Raw genomic sequence first — 24,960 nt, forward strand, 5'->3', positions numbered from 1 at the left:
CTATCGCAAATTGAACAATGTCTGTTAATACTAATAAAGAGTATTCTATCATTTCAAATCTTACTCCCTTTTTTATTTTATTTTATTTTATTTTTTATCTTTTCTAATTCCTTCTTGAATTCCATGAGCTTCTCTTAAAAAATGTGTACTGTTTAGTTTAACACTTTTGATTTCATTATTTTCAGCTTTTCCTTTTAAAATTCCAAACTCACTTCTTAGATTAGTCATAAATACACCACCTTTTTTTAGATTACAATTAACTTTCCCAATTAATAAAATTAATTTAGTAGTAATTTTTTGAAAAAATAAAAATAAACTTGTACTAGAGTATTTATAATTGGAGGGATGATATGAATAAGAAAATAACTGAGATTAAATCGTTGATATCTAGTTTCTTGTTTTTTGCTTTTACGCTTACAATTGTATTTGGGGTAGTGTATAGCGTAAGGTACATAGGGGAAAATATGTCAAATGAAAAAATGCCAATAAGTAAAGTGGAAACTGATGATAGAAAAATATCTTTAACTTTTGATATAGCATCTGGATCATCTAATATAGAAACTATATTGGATACTTTAGATAAATATAATGTAAAAGCGTCATTTTTTCTAGTTGGAAATTGGGTAGACGAAAATGAAAAAATAGTAAAAGAAATTAGTGAGCGTGGACACGATATAGGAAATCATTCAAATTCACACCCTAATATGAAAGAAATAAGTGAGTCTGATTTAAAAAATGAATTAACTGAAACATCATCTAAAATAGAATCTATAACAGGAGAAAAGACAACTATGTATAGACCTCCTTTTGGAGAATTTGATAACAAGAGTTTAAAGGTTTGCGAAGAATTGGGATACACTGTAGTTAGTTGGGATATAGATTCATTTGACTGGAAGGAAATAGGGCCTAATTTTGTCACAGAGAAAGTTTTAAAAGGAGTTCAACCAGGATCTATAGTTTTATTTCATGGGAATATAAATAATAGTGAACAATACTTAGAAAAAACAATATCAAAACTAAAAGAAAAATATGAAATAGTTCCACTATCTAAGTTAATGTATAATGAAGGTTATGAAGTTGATTCAAATGGAATACAAAAATTAAGAAGTAATTAGATAAAAGTTATAGGCATAAGCCTATAACTTTTATACTATATAAATATTTTACAAACCTTTAAATAGTAAGTATTTTATGTAGAAGGGATATAGTATAATAGTACTTATAAAAATTTTCATTCTAAGGAGGTTATAATGTTTTCTGTACCAGAAACTAAAATAGTAAAAGATGTTATGGGAAAGAACTTTGTTCTAGTGGATGAAAATATAACACTAGGACAAGCTATTGATTTTATTGTAAGTAGAAACGAAAGAGAAATCATGGTTGATAATGGAGACGGTGGGATAAAAGGTATAGTATCACTGACTGACATATGCAAAATCTCTCTAAAATTAAAAAATTACAAAGCTGAATTAGTCAAAAACGTAATGACTAAAAATTTAATAAGTATAGATAAAAATGCAAAGCTAGATGAATGTAGAAATATAATGATGAGAAACAACATAGGGGTATTACCTGTATTAGAAAATGAAAAGCTAATAGGCGTTGTAAATCAAAAACATATAAGAGATTTTTGTATATGGAGTTAGAAGATTATGGAATAACTGTTAAGCATATAATAGGCGAAATAAAAGAAGGAATATGTGCTATAAATACAGATGGAAAAGTTGTTCTTTGGAATAAATTTATGGAAAATAGATATGGAATAAAGTCAGAAGAGATTGTTGGAAAATCCATGGAGAAGTATCTTAGTGGAACTATATCAGCTAGAGTTTTAAGAACTAAAACAAGAGAAAGTGGTATATACAAAAATAATGATAATGAAAATGATGTTTATGGAGTAGTTGATGCAAACCCTATATTTATAAATTCGGAATTTGTAGGAGTTGTATGTACAGAAGTAGACATAACAGAGGCGCAAAAGCTTTCAAGAAAACTTGATAAAGCTAATGATAGATTAAAATACTTAGAGGATGAAGTAAAAAACTTATCAAAAGGAAGTTTTGATAATATATTAGGTAGAAGTTATAAATTAGAAAGAGCTAAGGAAGTGGCTAAAAGGGTTTCGAATACAAATAGTAGTATATTTATATTTGGAGAAAGTGGAACAGGTAAAGAAGTTTTTGCACGTGCTATACATGATTATAGTGAAAGAAAAGGGCCTTTTATACCTGTAAACTGCAGTGCCATACCATCAGAATTATTTGAAAGTGAATTTTTTGGATATGAAGCAGGGGCTTTTACTGGAGCTAATAAAAAAGGCAAAATAGGCATATTTGAATTGGCGAAGCATGGTACTGTATTTTTAGACGAGATAGCAGACTTACCATTAAGTATGCAGGCAAAGCTATTAAGAGTATTGCAAGAAAAAGAAGTAAGAAGAATAGGCGGGGAAAAAACTATAAAAATAGATGCTAGAATTATTTCTGCAACGAATAAGAACTTACAAGACTTAGTTGAAGAAGGGAAATTTAGAGAAGATTTATATTATAGATTAAATGTAGTAGAAATAGATTTACCACCGTTAAGAGAAAGAAAAGAAGATATTTTACTTTTAATTAATAAATTTATAAAAGAAATATGTGAAGAGAACGGTATGGAAGCATTAAGAATGAGTAAAGACGCGGTGAGTATATTACAAAGATATACATGGAAAGGGAATATAAGAGAATTAAAAAATACTATAGAAAATATAGTAGTACTATCTAATGGAAATACAATAGATAAAGATGATATACCTGTTTACATTATTGAGTCAGGGCAGACAATAAGTATGGATGAAGATTATCCATTAGATCTTAACAAGGCAATAAGCAAGTTAGAGATAAAAACTATAAAAAAAGCTTTGGATATGTCTAATGGAAATAAAGCTAAAGCAGCTAAAATACTTAATATACCAAGGACTACCCTTTATTATAAGATTGAACAGTACGACATAGAAGTGACGAAAAATAGACAATAGACGAAAAATTGACTATTATAACGTTTTCAATTTGAAATAGGGAAGTTAGAGAGATGTGATAAAAATAACTATAAAAAAATTGAAATGAAATCATAAAAACGTCGAAAATGTGACGTTTATTCTTAGGAAAACGTAATTTATCGTTGTAATTTGATGAAATTTGGTATAAAATATATGTAGACGTTGAAGAAAAATGTAAAAAACGTGTCGAAAAATGATATTTTATAAACAAATGCGATAAAACTTTTAAAAAAATAATTAAAATAAAATAATTGGCATGATAATTGCTAATAATAAAATGGTGTAAAATAAAAATAGTCAGGGGGTGAAATCTATGATGCTTAAAATAGAATTAAGACAACATGTAGGTGCTCCATGTAATCCTATAGTTGAGGTAGGAAGCGAAGTTAAAAAAGGACAACTTATCGCTGAACCACAAGGATTAGGTGCTAATATACATTCAAGTGTTTATGGTAAAGTTGCTGAGGTTACAGAAACTTCTATAATAATAGAAGCTAATGAAGATCAACCTGATGAGTACGTAAAAATTAAAGATACAGAAAGTAACTTAGAAGCTATAAAAGAAGCTGGAATAGTTGGTGCAGGAGGAGCTGGTTTCCCTACACATGTAAAACTTAATGTAGACCTTACTGGAGGTTGTATCATAGCAAATGCTGCAGAGTGTGAACCGGTACTTGGACACAATGTGGAGTTAATGGAAAATAATCCGGAAATGATAGTTAAAGGATTAAAATACATGCTTGATATAACTAAAGCTGATAAAGCTTATATAGCTGTTAAGCCGAAGTACAAGAAAGCTATAATGGCATTAGGAAAAGCTTGTAAGGATGAAGCAAACATAGAATTGAAATATTTACCAGATATGTACCCAGCTGGTGACGAGAGAGTTATAATAAGAGAATTATTAGGAATTACTCTTGTTCCAGGGCAACTTCCAATAGAAGCTAAAACTGTAGTTTCTAACGTTGAAACTATAAAACGTATAGTAGAAGCTATAGAAGAAAGAAAACCTTTTATAACTAAAGACATAACTGTTGGAGGAAGAGTAAAAGGTGCAGAAAATAAAGGAAAAGTATTTATGGATGTTCCTATAGGAATGCCTATAATAACATATATTGAAAAATGTGGTGGATTTATTGCACCATATGGAGAAATAGTACTTGGAGGACCTTTCACTGGAAGACATGGTGAAGAAGAAAGTCCAGTTACTAAGACTTTAGGTGGAATATTAGTATCTATGCCACTTCCACAAGAAAGCAAGAAATTAGGAATAATAGCTTGTGAGTGTGGAGCACAAGAAGATAGATTAAAACAAATTGCATCTTTAATGGGTGCTGAAGTTGTAGCAGAAGAAAAATGCAAGAGAATGACTGAGGTAATGGTAGATTTAGATGTGATTTACCAGGTATATGCCCAGGTCAAGCAGAAAAAGTTCTTAAGTTAAAGAGTCAAGGAGCTGAAGCTGTATTAATAGGTAACTGCGAGGACTGAACAAATACAGTTATGCAAGTGGCGCCTAGGTTAGGTTTGCCTGTATACCATAGTACAGACCATGTATTAAGAGCTTCGGGACATAGATTATATAGAAGAAAAAAATAATGCTAGGAGGTATTAGAAATGTCAATAACTGTAGAAACAGCTAAAGCTCATGCTAAAGATCCAGCGGTATGCTGCTGTAGATTTGAAGCTGGGACTGTACTAGAACCATCAAATTTAGAAGATCCAGCAATATTCGCTGACTTAGAGGATTCAGGATTATTAACAATAGCAGATGATTGTTTAACAATAGAGCAAGTTTTAGGAGCTAAATTAGTTAAAACTTTAGATGCTTTAACTCCAATAACTGCTGACTGTGTAGAAGGTGTAGTAGCAGTAGCTGAAGAAGCTAAAGAAGAAGCTAAAGAAGAAGTTAAGGAAGAAGTTAAAGAAGTGGCACCAGTTGCTTCTGTAGCTCCAGTATCTCAAATAGCTCCAGTAAATGGACAAACTATAAAGATACATATAGGTGAAGGTAGAGATATAAACTTAGAAATACCTTTAAATGTAGCTCAAGGAATGGGTGTAGCACCAGTTGCTCCTGTAGCTGTAGCAGAAAAAAATGCAGAAGCTGTAGAAGTGAATGTAGCTGAGCCAGTTCAAGAAGCTAAAGCGATAAGAAGTTTAACTAAAAAACATTTTAAAATAGAAAAAGTAGTTTTCGCTGAAGAAACAAAAATAGAAGGAACTACTTTATACTTAAGAACTCCAGAAGAATTAACTAAAGAAGCTATAGACTCAGAAGAGTTAGTTATGGATATGAAGCTTGAGATAATAACTCCAGCTGAATACAATAAATATAGTGAAACTATAATGGACGTTCAACCTATAGCTGCTAAAGAAGAAGGAGAAATAGGGGAAGGTGTAACAAGAGTTATAGATGGAGTTATAATGATGGTAACTGGTACTGATGAGAAGGGAGTTCAAATAGGTGAATTCGGTTCTTCAGAAGGTGTACTAGAAACTAACATAATGTGGGGAAGACCAGGTGCTCCTGATAAAGGTGATATATTCATCAAAACTCAAGTAACAGTTAAAGAAGGTACTAACATGGAAAGACCAGGACCTTTAGCTGCTCACTGTGCATCTGATTATATAACTCAAGAAATAAGAGAAGCTTTAAAGAAAGCTGATGAATCTTTAGTAGTAGACACTGAAGAATTAACTCAATACAGAAGACCTGGTAAGAAAAAGGTTGTTGTAGTTAAAGAAATAATGGGACAAGGGGCAATGCATGATAACTTAATATTACCTGTTGAGCCAGTTGGAACATTAGGAGCTAAACCAAACGTTGACTTAGGAAACGTTCCAGTAGTATTATCTCCACTTGAAGTATTAGATGGTGGTATACATGCATTAACTTGTATAGGACCTGCATCTAAAGAAAACTCTAGACATTACTGGAGAGAGCCATTAGTAATAGAAGCTATGCATGATGAAGAAGTAGATTTAGTAGGTGTTATATTTGTAGGATCTCCACAAGTAAATGCTGAAAAATTCTATGTATCTAAGAGATTAGGTATGATGATAGAAGCTATGGGTGTTGATGGTGCTATAGTAACAACTGAAGGATTCGGAAACAACCACATAGATTTCGCTTCTCATATAGAGCAAATAGGTAAGAGAGATGTAGCTGTAGTAGGTGTAAGTTTCTCTGCTGTTCAAGGTGCTCTAGTTGTTGGTAATCAATACATGAAGCATATGATAGACAACAACAAGTCTAAACAAGGTATAGAAAATGAAGTATTATCAAACAATACATTATGCCCAGAAGATGCTGTAAGATCTTTAGCAATGTTAAAAACAGTAATGGGTGGAGAAGAAGTTAAATCTGCTGAGAGAAAATGGAATGCTAACGTTAAATTAAATAACGTTGAATTAATAGAAAAAGAAACTGGTAAGAAGTTAGAACTTGTTGAAAACGAGCAAACTTTACCGATGAGTGAAAAAAGAAAGAATATATACGAAAAAGACGCTAAATAGAAAAAGACGTTAATAGGTTATGGAAGGATGAAATGTTATGGATAGATTAAAATATATATCAACTGAAAGAATGTATGAAGGAGTTATAGTAGAGATAACTGACGGTGGAGTCACTATAGACTTAAAAGGCAGACTTGGCCAATTTAAAATACCGAAAAGAATGCTTATAACTGATCATGAACTGAAGATCGGTCTTGAGGTTGGGTTTATGTTAAGTTATCCAGAAGTACTAAGTCCGGAGCCTAATCAAAAGTATGTAGATATAATCGAAAGAAATAAAAAAAACCAAGAAGATTTAGAGAAATAGAAGGGAGAGAAAAACTATGAGCCTTACAACAATAAAAGGACTTCAATCTGAAATATTTGTTCCAATAACACCTCCTCCTGTTTGGACTCCTGTAACTAAAGAATTAAAGGATATGACTATAGCTTTAGCTACAGCGTCAGGTGTTCATTTAAAATCTGATAAGAGATTTAACTTAGCAGGTGACTTTACATTTAGAGAAATACCAGATACAGCAACTACTGATGAGATGATGGTATCTCACGGAGGATATGATAACGCTGATGTTAACAAAGATATAAACTGTATGTTCCCTATAGATAGACTACATGAATTAGCTAAAGAAGGATTTATAAAATCTGTAGCTCCAGTTCATATAGGATTCATGGGTGGTGGTGGAGACCAAACTAAATTCACTGAAGAAACTGGTCCTGAAATCGCTAAAAGATTAAAAGATGAGGGAGTAGACGGTGTAGTTCTAACAGCTGGTTGAGGTACTTGCCATAGAACTGCCGTGATCGTGCAGAGAGCAATAGAAGAAGCTGGTATACCAACTATAATAATAGCAGCTCTTCCTCCAGTAGTTAGACAAAATGGAACTCCAAGAGCAGTTGCTCCACTAGTTCCAATGGGTGCTAATGCTGGTGAACCAAATAATAAAGAAATGCAAATGCATATATTAAGAGATACTTTAGAAGAATTAATAGCTATACCATCTGCTGGTAAGATAATTCAATTACCATACGAGTATGTAGCTCAAGTATAATAGATAACACAGCCCTTCCCTAGCAATAGAGAAGGGCTTATATAAAAAGGTGATATAAATGGAAGAGAAAATACTTAGACGTTTAGTGATTAAACCATTTCATATAAATAATGTTGAATTCAATGAAAAGTTCTCAATAGAAAAAGGTACACTATCCATAAACGATGACTATATAAATGAAATTAAAAATTCGCACGAATTGATAACAGATATAAAATTAGATATAATTAAACCAGGAGATTATAACAAGGAAATTAATACTATTATGGATATAATCCCTATATCTACTAAAGTTTTAGGTAGATTAGGTGAAGGGATAACACACACTCTAACAGGTGTTTATGTTATGCTTACTGGTGTTGATGAAGATGGAAGACAAATGCATGAATTTGGATCTTCAGAAGGTATACTTTCTGAACAAATGGTGTTTGGAAGATATGGTACTCCATCTACTAATGATTATATAATTCATTTTGATGTTACAGTTAAAGGTGGTTTACCATATGAGAGAAAACTTCCGATGATGACATTTAAGGCATGTGATACTTTTATACAAGGTATAAGAAATGTTTTAAAACAGAAAGACGGAAGAGATGCTACAGAAATTCGTGAATATTTTGACAAAATTAGACCTGACGCTAAAAAAGTGGTAATAGTAAAACAAATAGCAGGTCAGGGTGCAATGTATGACAATCAATTATTTTCTCATGAACCAAGTGGTTTAGAGGGAGGTACATCCATTATTGATATGGGAAATGTACCAATGATAATATCACCTAATGAATACAGAGATGGCGCCTTGAGAGCTATGACTTAATGAGGTGAGATAATGGGTATAGGACCATCAACTAAAGAAACATCATTACATCACTTTAGAGATCCGCTTCTTGATATAGTTAGTAATGACAAAGACATAGATCTTCTGGGGATAGTAGTAGTAGGAACACCTCAGGACAACAAAGAAAAAGAATTTGTTGGACAAAGAACAGCTGCATGGCTAGAAGCTATGAGAGCTGATGGTGTCATAATTTCATGTGATGGGTGGGGAAACTCACACGTAGATTATGCTAATACTATTGAAGAAATAGGAAAAAGAGAGATCCCAGTAGTTGGACTTACATTTAATGGGACGCAAGCTAAGTTTGTAGTTACAAATAAATATATGGACACAATAGTAGATTTTAATAAATCAGACAAGGGGATAGAAACAGAAGTTGTCGGAGAGAACACTGTAAGCGAGTTAGACGCAAAAATCATTAGCCTTATTAAAATTAAAAATGCAAAGAAATAATAAAAAATAATAATATAGGGGGCCGTAAAATGAAATTTTCAAGAAGTATACAAGCGATAGATTCTCATACAATGGGAGAACCAACAAGAATAGTAACAGGTGGAATACCTAATATAAAAGGAAAAACTATGGCTGAGAAAAAAGCGTTTTTAGAAAATAATCTAGATCACTTAAGAACAGCTATAATGCTAGAGCCAAGAGGACATAATGATATGTTTGGTTCTATAATAACTCAACCTTGCAACGATGAAGCAGATTTCGGAATAATCTTCATGGATGGTGGAGGATACCTAAATATGTGTGGACATGGTTCAATAGGAGCTATAACAGCGGCAATTGAAACTGGTATGGTAGAAATGAAAGAGCCTACAACTCATGTAGTTATGGACACTCCAGCAGGAATAGTAAGAGCAGATGCTAAAGTTGAAAACGGAAGAGTTCAAGAAGTTTCTATAGTAAACGTACCTGCATTCTTATACAAAAAAGATGTACAAATAGAGATGCCTGAAATAGGAACTGTAACTTTCGATATATCTTTCGGAGGAAGTTTCTTTGCTATAGTTAAAGCTAGTGAGTTAGGATTAAAAGTTGAGCCAAGTAATGCTCAAAAACTAACTGAAATAGGTTTAAAAATGAGAGATATAATAAACGAAACTATAGAAATACAACATCCAGAGTTATCTCATATAAAAACTGTTGACTTAGTTGAAATATATGACGATCCAACTCATCCAGAAGCTACTTATAAAAACGTAGTTATATTTGGACAAGGGCAAGTAGATAGATCTCCATGTGGAACAGGAACAAGTGCTAAGCTTGCAACTTTATACTCTAAAGGAGAATTAAAAGAAGGCGAATTATTCGTATATGAAAGTATATTAGGAACACTATTCAAAGGAAGAATAGTTGGCGTTGATAAAGTAGCTGATTATGAAGCAATAATACCTGAAATAACAGGAGCTGCATATATAACAGGATTCAATCATTTCGTAATAGATGACAATGATCCAGTAAAATATGGATTTATACTAAAGTAATAAAATAACTGTATAAATTCTAATTAAAATATGATTAAATACTACTTGTAGTATTTAATCATATTTCTATGTAAGACACTTTTTAGTAAAATCATTTAGGAGGAATTATTTGATATGTTAAATTTAGTAAGAGTATTATTAGCAGCTTTTGTTTCATTATTCGGTTTTAACTTCATCAAGGACTTATCAAAAGCTAAAGCATCTAACGGATTTGAAGATGTACCAGCATGGAAACCTTTAGCAACAGGTTTTGTAACGGACTTCTTCGACACTTTAGGAATAGGTTCATTTGCGCCAACAGTAGCAATGATGAATGCTTTAAAAATTAATATACCTGATAAGTTGATACCAGGTACGCTAAATGTATGTCATACAATACCAGTTGTATTTGAAGCATTTATATTTACAACAGTTATAAAGGTTGATTCAATAACTTTAATTAGTTTATTGGGAGCAGCAGTTGTGGGATCTTATGTAGGTGCTGGAATTATATCTAAAATGGATGAAAGAAAAATCCAAATAGTTATGGGATTCGCACTAGTTGTAACAGCTATATTAATGTTATTAGCTCAATTAGGATTAATGCCTGGTGGAGGTAATGCAACAGGATTAACTGGAGCAAAACTTGTTATAGGGGTAGTAGGTAACTTTATATTAGGCGCATTAATGACTGCTGGAGTTGGACTATATTCTCCTTGTATGGCGATGGTTTATTTCTTAGGAATGTCACCAACTGTAGCATTCCCTATTATGATGGGATCTTGTGCGTTACTAATGCCAACAGCAAGTGTTAAATTTATAAAAGAAGGAACATATGCTAAGAAAACTTCTCTATTTATTACGATAGGTGGAGTTATAGGAGTATTTATAGCAGCTAACTTTGTTAGCTCAATGCCTATGGATATATTAAGATGGGTAGTAATAATTGTAATAGCATATACTTCAGTAACTATGTTAAAAAAAGCATTTACTAAGCAAATAGCTTAATAAATTCAATAAGATAAGACTATACCGTATTTTTAAAATACGGTATATTTTTATTTTTGAAATTTAAACTTTTAATCAAATTTATTTTATTAAAGGTGTAATAAAAATGTCCATGCAGAAATATATTTATTATATAGATTTAAGATAAAATATGGTTTAACAATTGTGGGGGGAATAAAATGATAAATTTAAAAGAAGATACTAACATAGTAAATTTAAGAGGAGAACTTGAAGAGGAATTGACATTTAGCCATGAAATATTTGGGGAAAAATTCTATAGCACAAAGATAAAAATACATAGATTAAGTGATACATATGATGTTTTACCTATAACTATATCAGAAAGATTATTGGAAGAAGTAAATTTAAATGAAAATAACTTAGTTGATCTAGTTGGTCAGTTAAGATCTTATAATAAAATATAGATAATAAAAATAAATTGGTTCTAACTGTATTTGCAAGAGAAATAAAAGTTGTTGATGGAGAAGCTAAAGATCCAAATAATATTTTCCTTGATGGATATATCTGTAAAGATCCAATATACAGAAAGACTCCACTAGGAAGAGAAATAGCAGACTTGCTAGTTGCTATAAATAGACCATATAATAAATCTGATTACATACCATCTATAGTATGGGGTAGAAACGCTAAATTTGCAAAAAATTTAAAAGTTGGAGATAGAGTTCAAATGTGGGGTAGAGTACAAAGCAGAGACTATGAAAAGAAACTTGAAAATGGAGAAATAGAGAAAAGAGTTGCATATGAAGTCTCTATATCTAAAATAAAAAATGGATGAAAATAATATAAATTAACATAGAAAGTCAAGGAAAACATTATTAAAAAAATAATTTTAAAATACTTCAAAATGGTTATTGAATAGTTGCTTGGGATTTATTATAATCTATTCTATGATGTAAAAAATGATAATAAATCCAAAAGAGGGGGAGCACTGTGAAAAGCGTAGTACAATGGAATTATGAAGCAAATTATTTTGCACAGGATACCGTAGAAGATATATTAAATGTAATCAAATATGAAATGGGAGAAAGAATCCTATTGGTAGGAAATATAGGTACCCTAGGCAAGAGGTTAAGGATGCTTGGAGCCAATGTAACTATACTTGAAGATAGTGCATACCAAGATATCTGCTATTCTTTAATTCACAATGAAAACTGTAGTGTTGTCAAAGGTTGTTTAGAGTTATTGCCATTTGAAGATGGATTTTTTGATAAAGTAATAGTATTAAATCAATTTAATTATACTCATAACCAAAAGAAAGCATTGAAAGAAATTTATAGAGTGTTAAAATTAAGAGGAGAGGTTGTTTTACAAGACTCTAATTTGCACAAATTTAAAGTTAAACTTAAGAAGTTTAAGCATAGAGTATGTGGAGAACGTATAAAATACTACTACCCACATGAACTTATAAAGACATTAGAACATTCAAAATTTAAAGGAATATTAGAAAATAAAGACTGTGAAAAGTATATTTATATAGGAATGAAAAATGATTAAAAAAGACTGGGGTTAAACCTAGTCTTTTCTTGTAGGAGGAAATTTTATGAAAATACATTATAATTTGATAATTATCTGCATGTTGTTTGTAATATTAGTATCAATACAGTATACTTTAAATAAAATATACAAAACTCTCAATGAAATTAAAGTACTAATGTACAAAGATAAACTAAGGGATGGGAAGTATGATTAATTTAAACTTTATAAGAAAAGATATACAAAACATAGCAGAAGCTATATCGTCTGTTTTAGAAATTGATGTAACAATAGTAGATTCGAGTTTAGTTAGAATAGCGGGTACCGGAACTTATTTTCATAAAATAGGACAACAATTAAAAGAATACTCAGCATTTAAATATTCATTAACTACTAAAAAAGAATTAATAATAGAAGATCCAAAGAGCAATGAGATATGCAATGAATGTTACACTCGTGAGGTTTGTAAAGAGTTTGCAGAGGTATGCTGCCCTATAGTATATGATGATAAGTCTTATGGTGTAATTGGGCTTATAGCTTTTACTAAAGAGCAAGCAGATGTAATTAAATTTAGAAAAGATGATTTAATGAACTTTTTGCATAAAATGGCAGACTTAATATCAAGTAAGTTAAAAGCAGAAATAAAAACTTATGAGGTAGAGTTAGAAAAGAAAAAGCTAAAAACACTGTTAGATAATATGGATAAAGCCGTTGTGTCGTTAGATAAAGATGCGAATATAGAAAAGTACAATTTGAAATTCAAAGAAATTTTTGAAGTTAAAGGTAATATAATAGGAAGTTTTATAGGCGATGTATTAAACTTTGCTAAAGACAATAATTTCAATAATATAAATAATGATAAATCTTGTAGTTTTACATATAGAGGAGCAAAGAAGGAATTTAAAGGAATCTATAATATAAAGCCGATTATTTTAAATGAAGAATTAAAAGGATATGTACTGGATTTTATAGATAAAATAGATGCTATAAAAAACTATAACAAGATAAGTAATGATCATAAGATATATTTGGAAAATATAATTGGAAGTAGTTATGCTATAAATAAATCAAAAGAAGAAGCATTGATGGCATCTAAAACTAATTCTACAGTTTTAATAACTGGAGAGAGTGGTACAGGAAAAGAACTATTTGCAAGAGCTATACATAATCATAGTTGCAGAGCAGGAAATCCTTTTATAGCTATAAACTGTGCAGCTATTCCAGATAACTTACTAGAAAGTGAATTATTCGGATATGAGGAAGGTGCATTTACAGGCGCTAAAAAAGGTGGAAGCTTAGGTAAATTTGAATTAGCTGATAAAGGTAGTATTTTTCTTGATGAAATAGGTGATATGAGCTTACACTTACAAGCAAAATTACTTAGAGTATTACAAGAAAAAGAAGTTGATAAAATAGGGGCTAAACACAATGTATCGATTGATGTAAGAATAATAGCAGCTACTAATAAAGACTTAGAGCACATGGTCAGAAAAGGCACATTTAGAGAGGATTTATACTATAGACTAAATGTTATACCTGTAGTTCTTCCAACTTTAAGACAAAGAAAAAACGATATACATTTACTGATTGAATACATGATGAAAGAATACTCTAATAAGCTAGATAAAAATGTACAAGATATAGATTTACAAGCATTAGAATATTTATGTGAATATAGCTGGCCAGGAAACATTAGAGAGTTACAAAATGTTATAGAGTATAGTGTTAATAGATGCGAAGGAAAGATTATAACATTAGATAATTTACCTAATAGAATAAAAAACGCAAATTCAAATGAAGATCAAATTATAGAGTCTAATGAAAATATAAAAACTTTAGACGAGCTTGAAAAGAAAGAAATAATAAAAGCATTAGAAAAATATAAAGATTATAAAAAAGATAAGGATTTAGCTGCAAAAGCTTTAGGTATATCTAGAGCTACTTTATATAGAAAAATAGAAAGATATAAAATAGTCTCAAAATGATACTTAATCTCATTTTGAGACTATTTTTTCGAAATGAGATTAGAATGATAAAAAATTATTTTTCTAAATTGTAAATAAAGCCATTTCAAGGGTTTAAAAAATAATAAAAGTTGGCATACTTCTTGCTTTATAAATAAGACATAAATATTATAGCTATCAGGAGGAAAACACAATGAAAAATTTACAAACAAAATTAGTTAATATATTAAACGCAGAAGTTAAACCAGCTTTAGGTTGTACAGAACCAGTAGCAGTAGCATTAGCTTGTGCTAAAGCAAAAGAAACTTTAGGTGAAGAAGTAGTAAAATGTACAATAGGTCTTAGCCCTAACGTATACAAAAATGGTATGTGTGTAGGTATACCAGGAACTGAAAGATTAGGATTAAAAATATCTGCAGCAATGGGACTTATAGGTGGAAAATCAGAAAACGGATTAAGAGTTTTAGAAACATTAACAAAAGAAGATGTTAAAGTTGCAGAAGACTTCATGGATAACAACGATATAAACATATCACCAATAGATACAGAAGAAAAAGTTTATATAGAAGTTGAATTAGAAGGTAAAAACAACACTGCTAAAGTTGTTATAAGAACTAAACATGACAACATAGTATTTGTTGAAAAAAATGAAGATGTATTAGTAAGTGAAGAAGTAGTTGAAGTTGCAACTACAGCAGAACCTAAAGAAAATATATTAGATACTATAACAATAAAAGAAATAGTAGAAGCTATGGAAACTGTAGATTTTGAAGAAATAAAATTCTTATTAGACGGAATAACTATGAATGAAGAGATAGCTAAGTACGGATTAAATGAAAAAGTAGGAGTAGGTGTAGGGTTCGGTATAAAGAAATCTATTGAATCAGGATTATTAGGTGATGACTTAATGAACTACACAATGATGATAACAGCAGCTGCATCTGATGCAAGAATGGCTGGAGTTAAATTACCAGTTATGAGTTCTAACGGAAGTGGAAACCACGGTATAACTGCTATACTTCCAATAGTTGCATACAATGATAAATTCCCTCAAAGCGAAGATAAATTAGCTAGATCATTAGCAATATCTCACTTATTAACTGCATACGTTAAAAACTACACAGGAAGATTATCTGCAGTATGTGGATGTGGAGTTGCAGCAAGTATAGGAGCTACATCAGGATTATCTTGGTTAATGGGATGTAATGAAACTCAAATAGAAGGTGCTATAGAAAATATGGTAGCTAACTTAAGTGGTATGATATGTGATGGAGCTAAGGCTGGATGTGCATTAAAACTTGCATCAGCAGCATCAGCAGCAGTACAAAGTGCTATAATAGCTAAACAAGACTGTATAGTACCTCCAATGAACGGAATAGTAGGAACTGGAGCAGAGCAAAGTATACAAAACTTAGGAAGAGTAAGTGATAAAGGAATGACTACAACTGATAAGGTTATAATAAGAGTAATGGACGACATGAATAAAGCTAACTAATATTATATTTACCCCGTTGCAAAATTGGTAAATCTCCTATAAAATAGATATACTATAACATTTCGGAGGTTGTAACATGGATATAGAAACTAAAAAATGGGAAGTATTATGTTCAGAAGAACAAATACAAGAAAGATTAAAAGAATTAGGAGCACAAATATCTAAGGATTATGAAGGAAAAAAATTAATGGTAATATCACTGTTAAAAGGAAGCTTCATATTCTGCGCAGACTTAGTAAGACACATAACAGTACCTGTTAAAATCGGATTTATGACTACTTCAAGCTACGGGCATGGAGAAAGCAGTACTGGTCAAGTTAACATGGTAGCAGATATAAGTGATGATATAGAAGGATATGATGTTTTAGTTGTAGATGATATAACAGATACAGCTCTTACAATGAACTTTGTTATGGGTCACTTAAAAACTAAGAACCCTGCTAGTATAAAATGTTGTGTTCTTTTAGATAAACCAAGTAGAAGAAAAGTGGAATTAGTTCCTAACTACTGTGGATTTGAAATAGAAGATAAATTTGTTGTAGGATACGGATTAAACTTCGGAGATTACTACAGAAACATACCTTACGTATTTAACGTTACTAACGAAGATAGATAAAAAAAGATTGGGATTTTCCCAATCTTTTTTATGCTTAAATAAATTATATTAAACAAGGCATTAATAACAATAGTTTTAAAAAACTTAGGCACTAATAGCAATACAAAGCGCATATATATTGGGTATAATAAAAACATATAAATTGATAATAAAGGAGATTTGTATGAATAATATATGTAATATAAAAGAGTGCATGAAAAATAATAGAAAAGAATTACATGTACTAGCTGAAATAGGAAATCAAGAGTTTAAAACTAGTAAATATATAAAAGATTATTTAAATAATATAGGTGTAGAATATGAAGAAATGTTAGACACTGCCGTAGTTGGAATTATAAAAGGAAAAAATCCTAAAAAAACTATAGCTTTTAGATCGGATATGGATGCTCTTACATTAGGGGAAAAAGCTATGCACTTATGTGGGCATGATGGACATATGAGTATATTACTTGGATTAGTAACATATTTAAATGAAAATAGAGAAAATCTGATGGATGATATAGTATTTATATTCCAACCAGCAGAAGAAGGTCCAGGAGGAGCTAAACCATTAATCAACGCAGGTATAGTAGAAAAGTATAAAATAGATGAAATATATGGGCTTCATATATATCCAGAAATACCTGAAGGTTATGTAGGGACTAGACCAAATTACTTCTTAGCTCAAGTTGGAGAATTAGACATAGATATTATTGCTAAAAGTGGTCATGGAGCTATGCCTCAAAATGGAATAGATGGAATAGTTTTAGCTTCTAGCTTTATTAGTAGCTTACAAACAATAGTATCAAGAAATATAAGTCCACTAGATAATGCTGTACTTACTATAGGTAAGATGCATGGAGGGACTAGAAGGAATATAATAGCTGAAAATATTAGAATAGAAGGTACTATAAGAGCTTTTAAACCAGAAGTATATGAAACTATTAAAGAAAGAATTAGAGAACTAGCTAAAGGATATGAAGTAGCTTACAACTGTAAGATAGAAGTAGAAATAAGAGATGACTATCCAGCTGTTAATAATAATGAAGCTTTATTTGAAGAGTTTGAACAGGCAATAGGAAGCGATAAACTTATTAAACTAGAACCTATAATGATATCAGAAGATTTTTCTTACTATCAACAAGTTCTTCCAGGGTTATTCTTTATGCTAGGGGCAAGAAATGAAGAAAAAGGATTTGTAAATGGACTTCATAGTTTAAACTTTAATTTTGATGAAAATATATTAGGCAATGCCTTAGATGTATATATCAAATTATTAAAACATAAAAAATCAATATTATAATACTAAATCACTCCTCAATTTTGTATAAATTTTGTTCATATGACAAAAATATAAAATAAAGGAGTGATTTTTATGAATTATAAAGATATTGATATAAATAAACCAAGAGAGAAAAGCGCAACTAAGAAAAAGAAAATATTGACAGATGATGATATAATGAAATATGAGATAGCATCAGAACTTGGTCTAATGGATAAGGTTTCTGAGCTTGGTTGGGGAGGTTTAACAGCCAAAGAAGCAGGGCGTATAGGTGGTACGTTGACATCTCGTAAAAAGAAAAAGAAAAAAATGGAAAGGAGAAAATAAAGACGATGGATCAGTATAGAGATTTTGCATTTGTATATGATGAACTTATGAATGATGTTGATTATGACAAATGGGTTAAATATATAGAAGATATAGTAGACAACGAAAATGTAAAAGTTAAAAATATACTAGAATTAGCATGTGGAACAGGAAATATAACTATTCCTTTAGCTAAAAAAGAATACGATATAGCTGGAATTGATATATCTGCAGAAATGTTAGGTGTAGCTAGAGAAAAAGCTGAAAAACAAGGAATAGAGCTTGTATTATTACAACAAGATATAGCTGAACTTGACTTTGATATAACAGGTTTAGATTGTGTTTTATGTGCTTGTGATGGATTCAACTATATAACTTATGATGATGATTTACAAAATGTTTTTGATACAACTCATGAGTTATTAAAAGAAAATGGAATATTCATATTTGACATAAGTTCATATTATAAATTAGCCAATATATTAGGTGGTAATATATATGGTGAAAATAGAGAAGATGTATCTTATTTATGGCAAAATTATTTTGATACAGAAGAAAACTTATTAGAAATGGAATTAGCATTTTTCATAAAAGGTGAAGATGGAAGATATGATAAGTTTGAAGAGGTACATCAGCAAAGAGCGTATACAGAAGATGAAATAGTAGAAATGCTTCAAGAATCAGGTTTTAAAGATGTAAAAGTTTATGGAGACTTTACATTCAATAAACCAAAAGACGATTCGGAAAGAGTATTTTTTGTTTGTAAAAAATAGACATAAAGTTTTAATGTGATTGGAGGAAAATATTATGAAGGATTATGTTTTAAGAGCAACAGCTGGAGATGGACAGGTAAGAGCTTTTGTTGCAACTACTAGAAATATGGTAGAAACAGCTAGAGATCTTCATAAGACAAGTAAAGTTGCTACAGCTGCTTTAGGAAGAACACTAACAGCAACATCTATGATGGGTCTTATGATGAAAAACGATGGAGATAAAATAACAGTTATAATAAAAGGTGGCGGACCTATAGGTAGTATATTAGCTACAGCTAACTCTAAGGGGATAGTAAAAGGGTACGTTGATAACCCAAATGTTGTAGTAGAAGATTATGAAATGGTAAGTTAAATGTTGCAGCTGCTGTTGGAAGTGAAGGAACAGTAAGAGTTACAAAAGACTTAGGATTAAGAGAACCTTATAATGGTTCATATCCTATGGTTAGCGGAGAAATAGCCCAAGATTTAACATATTATTTCGCAGTATCAGAACAAACTCCATCAGTAGTAGCCCTAGGAGTATTGACAAAAGAAGAAGAAGTTGAATATGCAGGTGGATTTATAGTTCAATTAATGCCAGATGCAACTGAAGAAACTATATCAAAATTAGAGTTTAACGTTGCTAACTTAGATTCTATAACAAATATGTTAAAAGAAGGAAAAACTCCTGAAGACATACTTAATATAGTACTTGATGGATTAAATCCTCAAATTTTAGATAAGTATGATGTTGGATTCGAATGTGAATGCTCAAAAGAAAGAGTTGAAGGAGTTTTAATATCTATAGGACAACATCAATTAGCTGAAATAATAGAAGAAGATAAAAAAGCTGAAATAGGATGTCAATTCTGTAACTCAAAATACATGTTTGATGAAGATGAATTAAAAGCTATATTAGATAAAATGAACAAGTAATGAAATAATAAATAAAACCCTTTTGCATAAGAGTCATACCAAGTGGTAGAATATATTTATGCGAAAGGGTTTTTGGATTGAAAAAATAAAAGCGGGGTGAAAAATTTGAACTTTAACAACAGGCTAGAATTAACTCAATCTCAAAAGCTGGTGATGACTACACAGCTAAAACAGTCATTAGCAATACTCAATATGAGTAAAGTTGAATTAGAAGAAGAGATAAGAAAAGAATCAGAGGAAAATCCCTTATTAGATATAGAACGAAAAGAGGAAATAGACTGGGAAGCTTACATAAAAAATATGGATACCGGATATAAAAGAGAAGTAAATTATAATCCAGATAATGATTTAAATCTAGAAAATATGATAAGGGAAGATGTTAATTTATATGAACACTTAAGTCTTCAAATAGGATTATACAAAATTAGTCAACTAGAAAAAGAAGTTTGTAATTACATAATTGATAGCTTGGATGAAGATGGATATCTAAGATTTTCAGAAGAAATAATGTTGAACGAGTTAAAAGAGTTAAATGTAGATGAAAATACATTTTTAGAGTGTTTAAAAAAAGTTCAACAGCTAGATCCTATAGGAGTTGGAGCTAGAGATTTAGTTGAATGTCTAATTTTGCAAATTGAAAATGCAGGAGAATATGACGAAGATTTAATAAATATAATCAAAGAAGATTTAGACTTAATAGCTTCTAATAAAGTTAAAGAAATAAGCAAAAAACACAAAATTCCAATGCAAAGATGTGTTAATCTAGTCCACAAAATTAAGTCATTGGATCCTAGACCGGGAAGATTGTGTTGCAGTGAGAAAACGGTATACGTGCAACCTGATGTTATAGTTGAAAAAATTGATAATGAGTTTATAGTTTATAAAAATGAAAAAGATTCTTATATGTTAAAGATCAATAATTTTTACAAAGAAGTACTTAGAAATACATCATCAGACAATGATGCTAAAGAATTTATAAAATCAAAATTAAATTCTGCTACTAGCTTGGTAAAAAATATACAAAGCCGAAACCATACAATACTAAAAATTGCAGAAACAATAGTTTCTTGCCAAGAAGAATTTTTTAATAAAGGACCACAATTTATAAAACCACTAAAATTAAAAGATATAGCTCATATAATTGACTGTCATGAATCTACAGTAAGTAGAGGAGTAAATGGAAAATACATGTTAACTCCATTTGGAGTATATGAATTTAAATACTTCTTTAGCAGTGCCATTGAAACACAAAATGAAGAAATGGCATCTAGCACCAGCATAAAAAAATAATAAAGGAAACAATAAAGTCTGAAAATAAGAAGAAACCGTTAAGTGATGAGCAACTATCTAAAATTTTAAAGGAAAGCGGAATTTCAGTAGCTAGACGTACTGTAGCCAAGTACAGAGAAGAGTTAAAGATACCTTCATCTAGTAAAAGAAAAGAGTATTAAAATAATTAAATATAAAAAAATTTTAAAAACTATTGAAATTAATAAGGATTTCCTATAAAATAAAATTAACTTGTGGGACTAAAATATGAACAAGGGACAATAAATGTCCCTTAAATAAGAATTATATTGAAGGAGTAACTTTTAATGAATGACTTAATTAATATACAAAAGAAACTAATTCCACAGGTAATAGAAATTATGGAAAGAAGATATTCTATATTAAGACAGATATCTTTAAGTGAACCTATAGGAAGACGTACATTATCAAATATGCTAGAGATTAGCGAAAGAATAGTTAGATCAGAGACAGAAGTCTTAAAAGAGCAAAATCTAATAAATGTAGCTGTTTCAGGAATGACGGTTACAGAAGAAGGATTAGATCTTTTAGATCAACTAAAAGATATTATGAATGATGTTATGGGTCTTTCACAGCTACAACATAGAGTTAAAGAGAAATTGGGAATTAAAAAAGTTATAATTGTTCCTGGTGACTTTGAAAAGAATGAGAGCTTATTAAAAGATGTAGCGAAACAAGGTGCTGAATACTTCTTAAGTATACTAAAAGACAACAGTGTCGTAGCAGTAACAGGTGGAAGTACTATGCTAGAATTTGCCAACAGTTTAAAAAGCGACAAAAAATACAATCAAACGACTATAGTTCCTGCTAGAGGAGGGGTCGGAAAAGATGTAGAAACTCAATCAAATAACATAGTAGCTATATTAGGAAAAAATTAGGAGCACATTACAAATTACTTCATGTACCAGATGAACTAGGTGTAGAAGCAATGAAAACGCTTAGTTTAGAACCAGAAATACACAAAACATTAAATTTTGTTTTAAACACAGATATACTTGTATTTGGAATTGGAAGAGCAGATGAAATGGCTACAAGAAGAAAATTACCAAAAGAGCAAGTTGAAGAAATTTTATCTAAAGGGGCTGTAGGTGAAGCATTTGGATATTATTTCAACAAAAATGGTGAAATAGTATATGAATTAAATACTGTAGGAATAAAATTAGAAACATTTAAATCTGTAAAAAATAACATAGCAATATTTGCAGGATCAAGTAAAGCAGAAGCGGTTACTGCAATATCTAAGTTAAATGATAATATGGTTATAATTACAGATGAACAAAGTGCTTATAAAATATTAGAAGTAAATTAGTTAATAACTAGCAAAGCTAGCTAAATATATACACATTTATATTAGGGAGGCAAACATAATGGTTAAAGTAGCAATTAATGGATTTGGAAGAATAGGTAGATTAGCTCTAAGAAGATTAATGGAGCAAACAGATAAATTTGAAGTAGTAGCAATAAATGACTTAACAGACGCTAAGACATTAGCTCACTTATTCAAATATGATTCAGCTCAAGGAAGATTTAATGGTGAAATAGAAGTTAAAGAAGGAGCTTTCGTAGTTAACGGACAAGAAATAAAAGTTACTGCTGAGAGAAACCCTGCAGACTTACCTTGGAAAGAGTTAAACGTTGATATAGTATTAGAGTGTACTGGATTCTTCACTTCTCAAGAAAAAGCTGGTCTTCATTTAGAAGCTGGAGCTAAAAAAGTTGTTATATCAGCACCTGCAACAGGAGACTTAAAAACAGTAGTATTTAACGTTAACCATGACATATTAGATGGAAGCGAAACAGTTATATCAGGGGCTTCTTGTACAACTAACTGTTTAGCACCAATGGCTAAAACTTTAAATGATAAATTCGGATTACAAAAAGGATTCATGACTACAATACATGCATACACTAATGACCAAAATACTTTAGATGGTCCTCATGCTAAAGGAGACTTAAGAAGAGCTAGAGCTGCTGCTTCTAACATAGTTCCTAACACTACAGGAGCTGCAAAAGCTATAGGTTTAGTTATACCAGAATTAAAAGGTAAATTAGACGGAGGAGCTCAAAGAGTTCCAGTTATAACTGGTTCTTTAACTGAATTAGTTTGTACATTAGATAAAAAAGTAACTGTAGAAGAAATAAATGCTGAAATGCAAGCTGCATCTAATGAATCTTTCGGATACACTGAAGAGCCATTAGTATCTTCAGACATAGTAGGAATAGAGTTCGGATCATTATTCGATGCAACTCAAACAAAAGTTATGGAAGTAAACGGAGAGCAATTAGTTAAAGTTGTTTCTTGGTATGACAATGAAATGTCTTACACTTCTCAATTAATAAGAACTTTAGGATACTTCGCTAACTTAGCTAAGTAATTCGTATAAATAAAAATATACAGGCTTTAAAAAAGTCCGGGTTTGTAGTTTAACACTACGGGCTCTGGACTTTTTTACGATTATAGATCGTACTAGACAAAAATTTGATTATAAATCAGCAAAAACAAGTATATCAAGAAAAGTAAATTTTTATAAATGTGACATACTTTATTGGTCAAAAAGCATAAATATGATATACTGATTTGTGGAAAACATTTTTTGAGAGGAGATAGTACCATGTCAATGCTTAATAAGAAAACGATAGAAGATATAAATGTGTGCGGTAAAAAAGTTTTAGTTAGATGTGACTTCAACGTACCTTTAAAGGATGGGGTTATAACTGATGAAAATAGATTAAACGGAGCTATGCCTACTATAAAATACTTAGTAGAGAACGGAGCAAAGGTTATATTATGCTCTCACTTAGGAAAACCAAAAGGTGAAGCTAAGCCAGAATTATCTTTAGCACCAGTAGCTAAAAGATTATCTGAAATGTTAGGTAAAGAAGTAGTATTTGCAGCTGACGAAAACGTTGTAGGGGAAAATGCAAAAACTGCTGTAGAAAAAATGGAAAACGGAGATATAGTATTATTAGAAAATACTAGATATAGAAAAGAAGAAACTAAAAATGAAGAAAACTTCTCTAAAGAGTTAGCTTCATTAGCTGAAATATTTGTAAATGATGCATTCGGAACTGCTCATAGAGCTCACTGTTCAACAGTTGGGGCTGGAGAGTTCTTAAATGAAAAAGTTTGCGGATACTTAATACAAAAAGAATTAAAGTTCTTAGGAGAAGCTGTAGCTAATCCAGTAAGACCTTTCACTGCTATATTAGGAGGAGCAAAAGTTTCTGATAAGATAGCTGTTATAAATGAATTATTAGAAAAAGTAGACAACCTAATAATAGGTGGAGGAATGGCGTACACATTCTTAAAAGCTCAAGGATACCAAATAGGAACTTCATTAGTTGAAGAAGATAAGGTAGAATATGCTAAAGAAATGATGGAAAAAGCAAAAGCTAAAGGTGTTAAATTATTATTACCAATAGATAATGCTGCCAGTAATAAATTTGCAGATGTTGCTCCAGTTATAACTGAAGATGCAAACATACCAGAAGGATTCATGGGACTAGATATAGGACCAAAAACTATAGAAGAATACGTAAATACAGTAAATGCTTCTAAAACAATAGTATGGAATGGACCTATGGGAGTTTTCGAATTTGAAAACTTTGCAAAAGGAACATTAGCTGTTGCTAAAACTATGGCAGCTTTAGAAAATGCTACAACAGTAATAGGTGGAGGAGACTCTGCAGCAGCTGTTAACCAATTAGGATTTGGAGATAAGATGACTCACGTTTCTACAGGTGGAGGAGCTTCTCTAGAATTCTTAGAAGGTAAAGACTTACCAGGTATATCAGCATTAGACAATAAATAAGCCTTAAATTTTATCAATAATTATATATATAGCTTACAGTAGATAAATTTGATTTTATCTACTGTAAACAAAAAGTACTATATTCAATTTATA

At 30.7% G+C, this 24,960-nt stretch carries 21 protein-coding genes and 5 pseudogenes; 25 read left to right on the plus strand and 1 reads right to left on the minus strand.

Going from position 1 to position 24,960, the window contains the following annotated elements; genetic code table 11:
* Nucleotides 1–87: 87 nt before the first annotated feature.
* Nucleotides 88–228, minus strand: a complete 141-nt coding sequence (locus LEQ07_RS10645; RefSeq protein ID WP_263330660.1) for a hypothetical protein — start codon at nt 226–228, stop codon at nt 88–90.
* A gap of 122 nt (nt 229–350) precedes the next feature.
* Between LEQ07_RS10645 and LEQ07_RS10650 the strand changes: the two genes are divergently transcribed.
* From LEQ07_RS10650 to LEQ07_RS10760, 25 genes and pseudogenes are all read left to right on the plus strand, one after another.
* Complete coding sequence (locus tag LEQ07_RS10650) at nt 351–1,115, plus strand: polysaccharide deacetylase family protein (RefSeq protein ID WP_046822976.1); 765 nt, start codon at nt 351–353, stop codon at nt 1,113–1,115.
* A gap of 135 nt (nt 1,116–1,250) precedes the next feature.
* Complete coding sequence (locus LEQ07_RS20140; protein ID WP_317852069.1) at nt 1,251–1,646, plus strand: CBS domain-containing protein; 396 nt, start codon at nt 1,251–1,253, stop codon at nt 1,644–1,646.
* On the plus strand, nt 1,637–3,019 hold the full coding sequence (locus LEQ07_RS10655; protein WP_317852070.1) for a sigma 54-interacting transcriptional regulator: 1,383 nt from the start codon (nt 1,637–1,639) through the stop codon (nt 3,017–3,019). The genes LEQ07_RS20140 and LEQ07_RS10655 overlap by 10 nt, the downstream gene beginning before the upstream one ends.
* Nucleotides 3,020–3,353: 334 nt before the next feature.
* Nucleotides 3,354–4,639: pseudogene (gene prdC / locus LEQ07_RS10660) on the plus strand (proline reductase-associated electron transfer protein PrdC).
* 18 nt (nt 4,640–4,657) lie between these two features.
* Nucleotides 4,658–6,559 (plus strand): D-proline reductase (dithiol) proprotein PrdA, encoded by a 1,902-nt coding sequence (gene prdA, locus LEQ07_RS10665; protein ID WP_263330661.1) that lies wholly within the window; start codon nt 4,658–4,660, stop codon nt 6,557–6,559.
* A 37-nt stretch (nt 6,560–6,596) separates the two neighbouring features.
* Complete coding sequence (locus tag LEQ07_RS10670; RefSeq protein WP_046822980.1) at nt 6,597–6,866, plus strand: CBO2463/CBO2479 domain-containing protein; 270 nt, start codon at nt 6,597–6,599, stop codon at nt 6,864–6,866.
* 16 nt (nt 6,867–6,882) lie between these two features.
* Entirely contained in the window at nt 6,883–7,608 is a 726-nt protein-coding gene (gene prdB, locus LEQ07_RS10675) for a D-proline reductase (dithiol) protein PrdB (protein WP_084822057.1), read from the plus strand.
* A 58-nt stretch (nt 7,609–7,666) separates the two neighbouring features.
* Nucleotides 7,667–8,899 (plus strand): annotated as a pseudogene (prdD, locus tag LEQ07_RS10680) (proline reductase cluster protein PrdD).
* 29 nt (nt 8,900–8,928) lie between these two features.
* Nucleotides 8,929–9,936 carry a proline racemase gene (locus LEQ07_RS10685; RefSeq protein WP_046822985.1) on the plus strand — a complete coding sequence of 336 codons (1,008 nt, stop codon included), beginning with the start codon at nt 8,929–8,931 and terminating at the stop codon, nt 9,934–9,936.
* 114 nt (nt 9,937–10,050) lie between these two features.
* Entirely contained in the window at nt 10,051–10,923 is an 873-nt protein-coding gene (locus LEQ07_RS10690) for a sulfite exporter TauE/SafE family protein (RefSeq protein WP_263330662.1), read from the plus strand.
* A gap of 179 nt (nt 10,924–11,102) precedes the next feature.
* A complete protein-coding gene (locus LEQ07_RS23030) occupies nt 11,103–11,348 on the plus strand; it encodes a hypothetical protein (protein ID WP_332843099.1) in 246 nt (81 codons plus the stop codon).
* Between the two features lie 14 nt (nt 11,349–11,362).
* Nucleotides 11,363–11,719 carry a single-stranded DNA-binding protein gene (locus tag LEQ07_RS23035; RefSeq protein ID WP_332843100.1) on the plus strand — a complete coding sequence of 119 codons (357 nt, stop codon included), beginning with the start codon at nt 11,363–11,365 and terminating at the stop codon, nt 11,717–11,719.
* Between the two features lie 155 nt (nt 11,720–11,874).
* A complete protein-coding gene (locus LEQ07_RS10700) occupies nt 11,875–12,438 on the plus strand; it encodes a class I SAM-dependent methyltransferase (protein WP_021434101.1) in 564 nt (187 codons plus the stop codon).
* Nucleotides 12,439–12,484: 46 nt separating this feature from the next.
* Entirely contained in the window at nt 12,485–12,634 is a 150-nt protein-coding gene (locus LEQ07_RS10705) for a hypothetical protein (protein WP_167335606.1), read from the plus strand.
* Nucleotides 12,627–14,402: a sigma-54 interaction domain-containing protein gene (locus LEQ07_RS10710; RefSeq protein WP_332840860.1), complete on the plus strand. Its 1,776-nt coding sequence runs from the start codon at nt 12,627–12,629 to the stop codon at nt 14,400–14,402. The genes LEQ07_RS10705 and LEQ07_RS10710 overlap by 8 nt, the downstream gene beginning before the upstream one ends.
* 172 nt (nt 14,403–14,574) lie before the next feature.
* Nucleotides 14,575–15,876, plus strand: a complete 1,302-nt coding sequence (locus LEQ07_RS10715; RefSeq protein ID WP_263330663.1) for an L-cysteine desulfidase family protein — start codon at nt 14,575–14,577, stop codon at nt 15,874–15,876.
* A gap of 76 nt (nt 15,877–15,952) precedes the next feature.
* A complete protein-coding gene (gene hpt / locus LEQ07_RS10720) occupies nt 15,953–16,492 on the plus strand; it encodes a hypoxanthine phosphoribosyltransferase (RefSeq protein WP_046822990.1) in 540 nt (179 codons plus the stop codon).
* A 163-nt stretch (nt 16,493–16,655) separates the two neighbouring features.
* Nucleotides 16,656–17,774 carry an N-acetyldiaminopimelate deacetylase gene (locus LEQ07_RS10725; RefSeq protein ID WP_046822991.1) on the plus strand — a complete coding sequence of 373 codons (1,119 nt, stop codon included), beginning with the start codon at nt 16,656–16,658 and terminating at the stop codon, nt 17,772–17,774.
* Nucleotides 17,775–17,846: 72 nt separating this feature from the next.
* Nucleotides 17,847–18,080, plus strand: a complete 234-nt coding sequence (locus LEQ07_RS10730) for an alpha/beta-type small acid-soluble spore protein (protein WP_263330664.1) — start codon at nt 17,847–17,849, stop codon at nt 18,078–18,080.
* A 5-nt stretch (nt 18,081–18,085) separates the two neighbouring features.
* Nucleotides 18,086–18,832, plus strand: a complete 747-nt coding sequence (locus tag LEQ07_RS10735; protein WP_263330665.1) for a class I SAM-dependent DNA methyltransferase — start codon at nt 18,086–18,088, stop codon at nt 18,830–18,832.
* Nucleotides 18,833–18,866: 34 nt separating this feature from the next.
* Nucleotides 18,867–19,747 (plus strand): annotated as a pseudogene (gene hslO / locus LEQ07_RS22555) (Hsp33 family molecular chaperone HslO).
* A gap of 153 nt (nt 19,748–19,900) precedes the next feature.
* A pseudogene (gene rpoN, locus LEQ07_RS10745) lies at nt 19,901–21,198 on the plus strand (RNA polymerase factor sigma-54).
* Between the two features lie 198 nt (nt 21,199–21,396).
* Nucleotides 21,397–22,364: pseudogene (locus LEQ07_RS10750) on the plus strand (sugar-binding transcriptional regulator).
* 58 nt (nt 22,365–22,422) lie between these two features.
* Nucleotides 22,423–23,430 carry a type I glyceraldehyde-3-phosphate dehydrogenase gene (gene gap, locus LEQ07_RS10755; RefSeq protein ID WP_046822995.1) on the plus strand — a complete coding sequence of 336 codons (1,008 nt, stop codon included), beginning with the start codon at nt 22,423–22,425 and terminating at the stop codon, nt 23,428–23,430.
* A 237-nt stretch (nt 23,431–23,667) separates the two neighbouring features.
* Nucleotides 23,668–24,867 (plus strand): phosphoglycerate kinase, encoded by a 1,200-nt coding sequence (locus LEQ07_RS10760; protein WP_046822996.1) that lies wholly within the window; start codon nt 23,668–23,670, stop codon nt 24,865–24,867.
* Nucleotides 24,868–24,960: the final 93 nt, after the last annotated feature.

The sequence above is a fragment of the Paraclostridium sp. AKS73 genome, assembly GCF_025671395.1.
Lineage (GTDB): Bacteria > Bacillota > Clostridia > Peptostreptococcales > Peptostreptococcaceae > Paraclostridium > Paraclostridium benzoelyticum.

What these genes read in the sequence shown, in the direction of transcription:
- LEQ07_RS23030 (WP_332843099.1), top strand. Translation starts at nt 11,103, where the DNA reads ATGATAAATTTAAAAGAAGATACTAACATAGTAAATTTAAGAGGAGAA.
- LEQ07_RS10690 (WP_263330662.1), top strand. Translation starts at nt 10,051, where the DNA reads ATGTTAAATTTAGTAAGAGTATTATTAGCAGCTTTTGTTTCATTATTC.
- LEQ07_RS20140 (WP_317852069.1), top strand. Translation starts at nt 1,251, where the DNA reads ATGTTTTCTGTACCAGAAACTAAAATAGTAAAAGATGTTATGGGAAAG.
- LEQ07_RS10650 (WP_046822976.1), top strand. Translation starts at nt 351, where the DNA reads ATGAATAAGAAAATAACTGAGATTAAATCGTTGATATCTAGTTTCTTG.
- LEQ07_RS10725 (WP_046822991.1), top strand. Translation starts at nt 16,656, where the DNA reads ATGAATAATATATGTAATATAAAAGAGTGCATGAAAAATAATAGAAAA.
- LEQ07_RS10685 (WP_046822985.1), top strand. Translation starts at nt 8,929, where the DNA reads ATGAAATTTTCAAGAAGTATACAAGCGATAGATTCTCATACAATGGGA.
- LEQ07_RS10730 (WP_263330664.1), top strand. Translation starts at nt 17,847, where the DNA reads ATGAATTATAAAGATATTGATATAAATAAACCAAGAGAGAAAAGCGCA.
- LEQ07_RS10670 (WP_046822980.1), top strand. Translation starts at nt 6,597, where the DNA reads ATGGATAGATTAAAATATATATCAACTGAAAGAATGTATGAAGGAGTT.
- LEQ07_RS10710 (WP_332840860.1), top strand. Translation starts at nt 12,627, where the DNA reads ATGATTAATTTAAACTTTATAAGAAAAGATATACAAAACATAGCAGAA.
- prdA (WP_263330661.1), top strand. Translation starts at nt 4,658, where the DNA reads ATGTCAATAACTGTAGAAACAGCTAAAGCTCATGCTAAAGATCCAGCG.
- gap (WP_046822995.1), top strand. Translation starts at nt 22,423, where the DNA reads ATGGTTAAAGTAGCAATTAATGGATTTGGAAGAATAGGTAGATTAGCT.
- LEQ07_RS10645 (WP_263330660.1), bottom strand. Translation starts at nt 228, where the DNA reads ATGACTAATCTAAGAAGTGAGTTTGGAATTTTAAAAGGAAAAGCTGAA.
- LEQ07_RS10760 (WP_046822996.1), top strand. Translation starts at nt 23,668, where the DNA reads ATGTCAATGCTTAATAAGAAAACGATAGAAGATATAAATGTGTGCGGT.
- LEQ07_RS10735 (WP_263330665.1), top strand. Translation starts at nt 18,086, where the DNA reads ATGGATCAGTATAGAGATTTTGCATTTGTATATGATGAACTTATGAAT.
- LEQ07_RS10705 (WP_167335606.1), top strand. Translation starts at nt 12,485, where the DNA reads ATGAAAATACATTATAATTTGATAATTATCTGCATGTTGTTTGTAATA.
- LEQ07_RS10715 (WP_263330663.1), top strand. Translation starts at nt 14,575, where the DNA reads ATGAAAAATTTACAAACAAAATTAGTTAATATATTAAACGCAGAAGTT.
- LEQ07_RS10655 (WP_317852070.1), top strand. Translation starts at nt 1,637, where the DNA reads ATGGAGTTAGAAGATTATGGAATAACTGTTAAGCATATAATAGGCGAA.
- hpt (WP_046822990.1), top strand. Translation starts at nt 15,953, where the DNA reads ATGGATATAGAAACTAAAAAATGGGAAGTATTATGTTCAGAAGAACAA.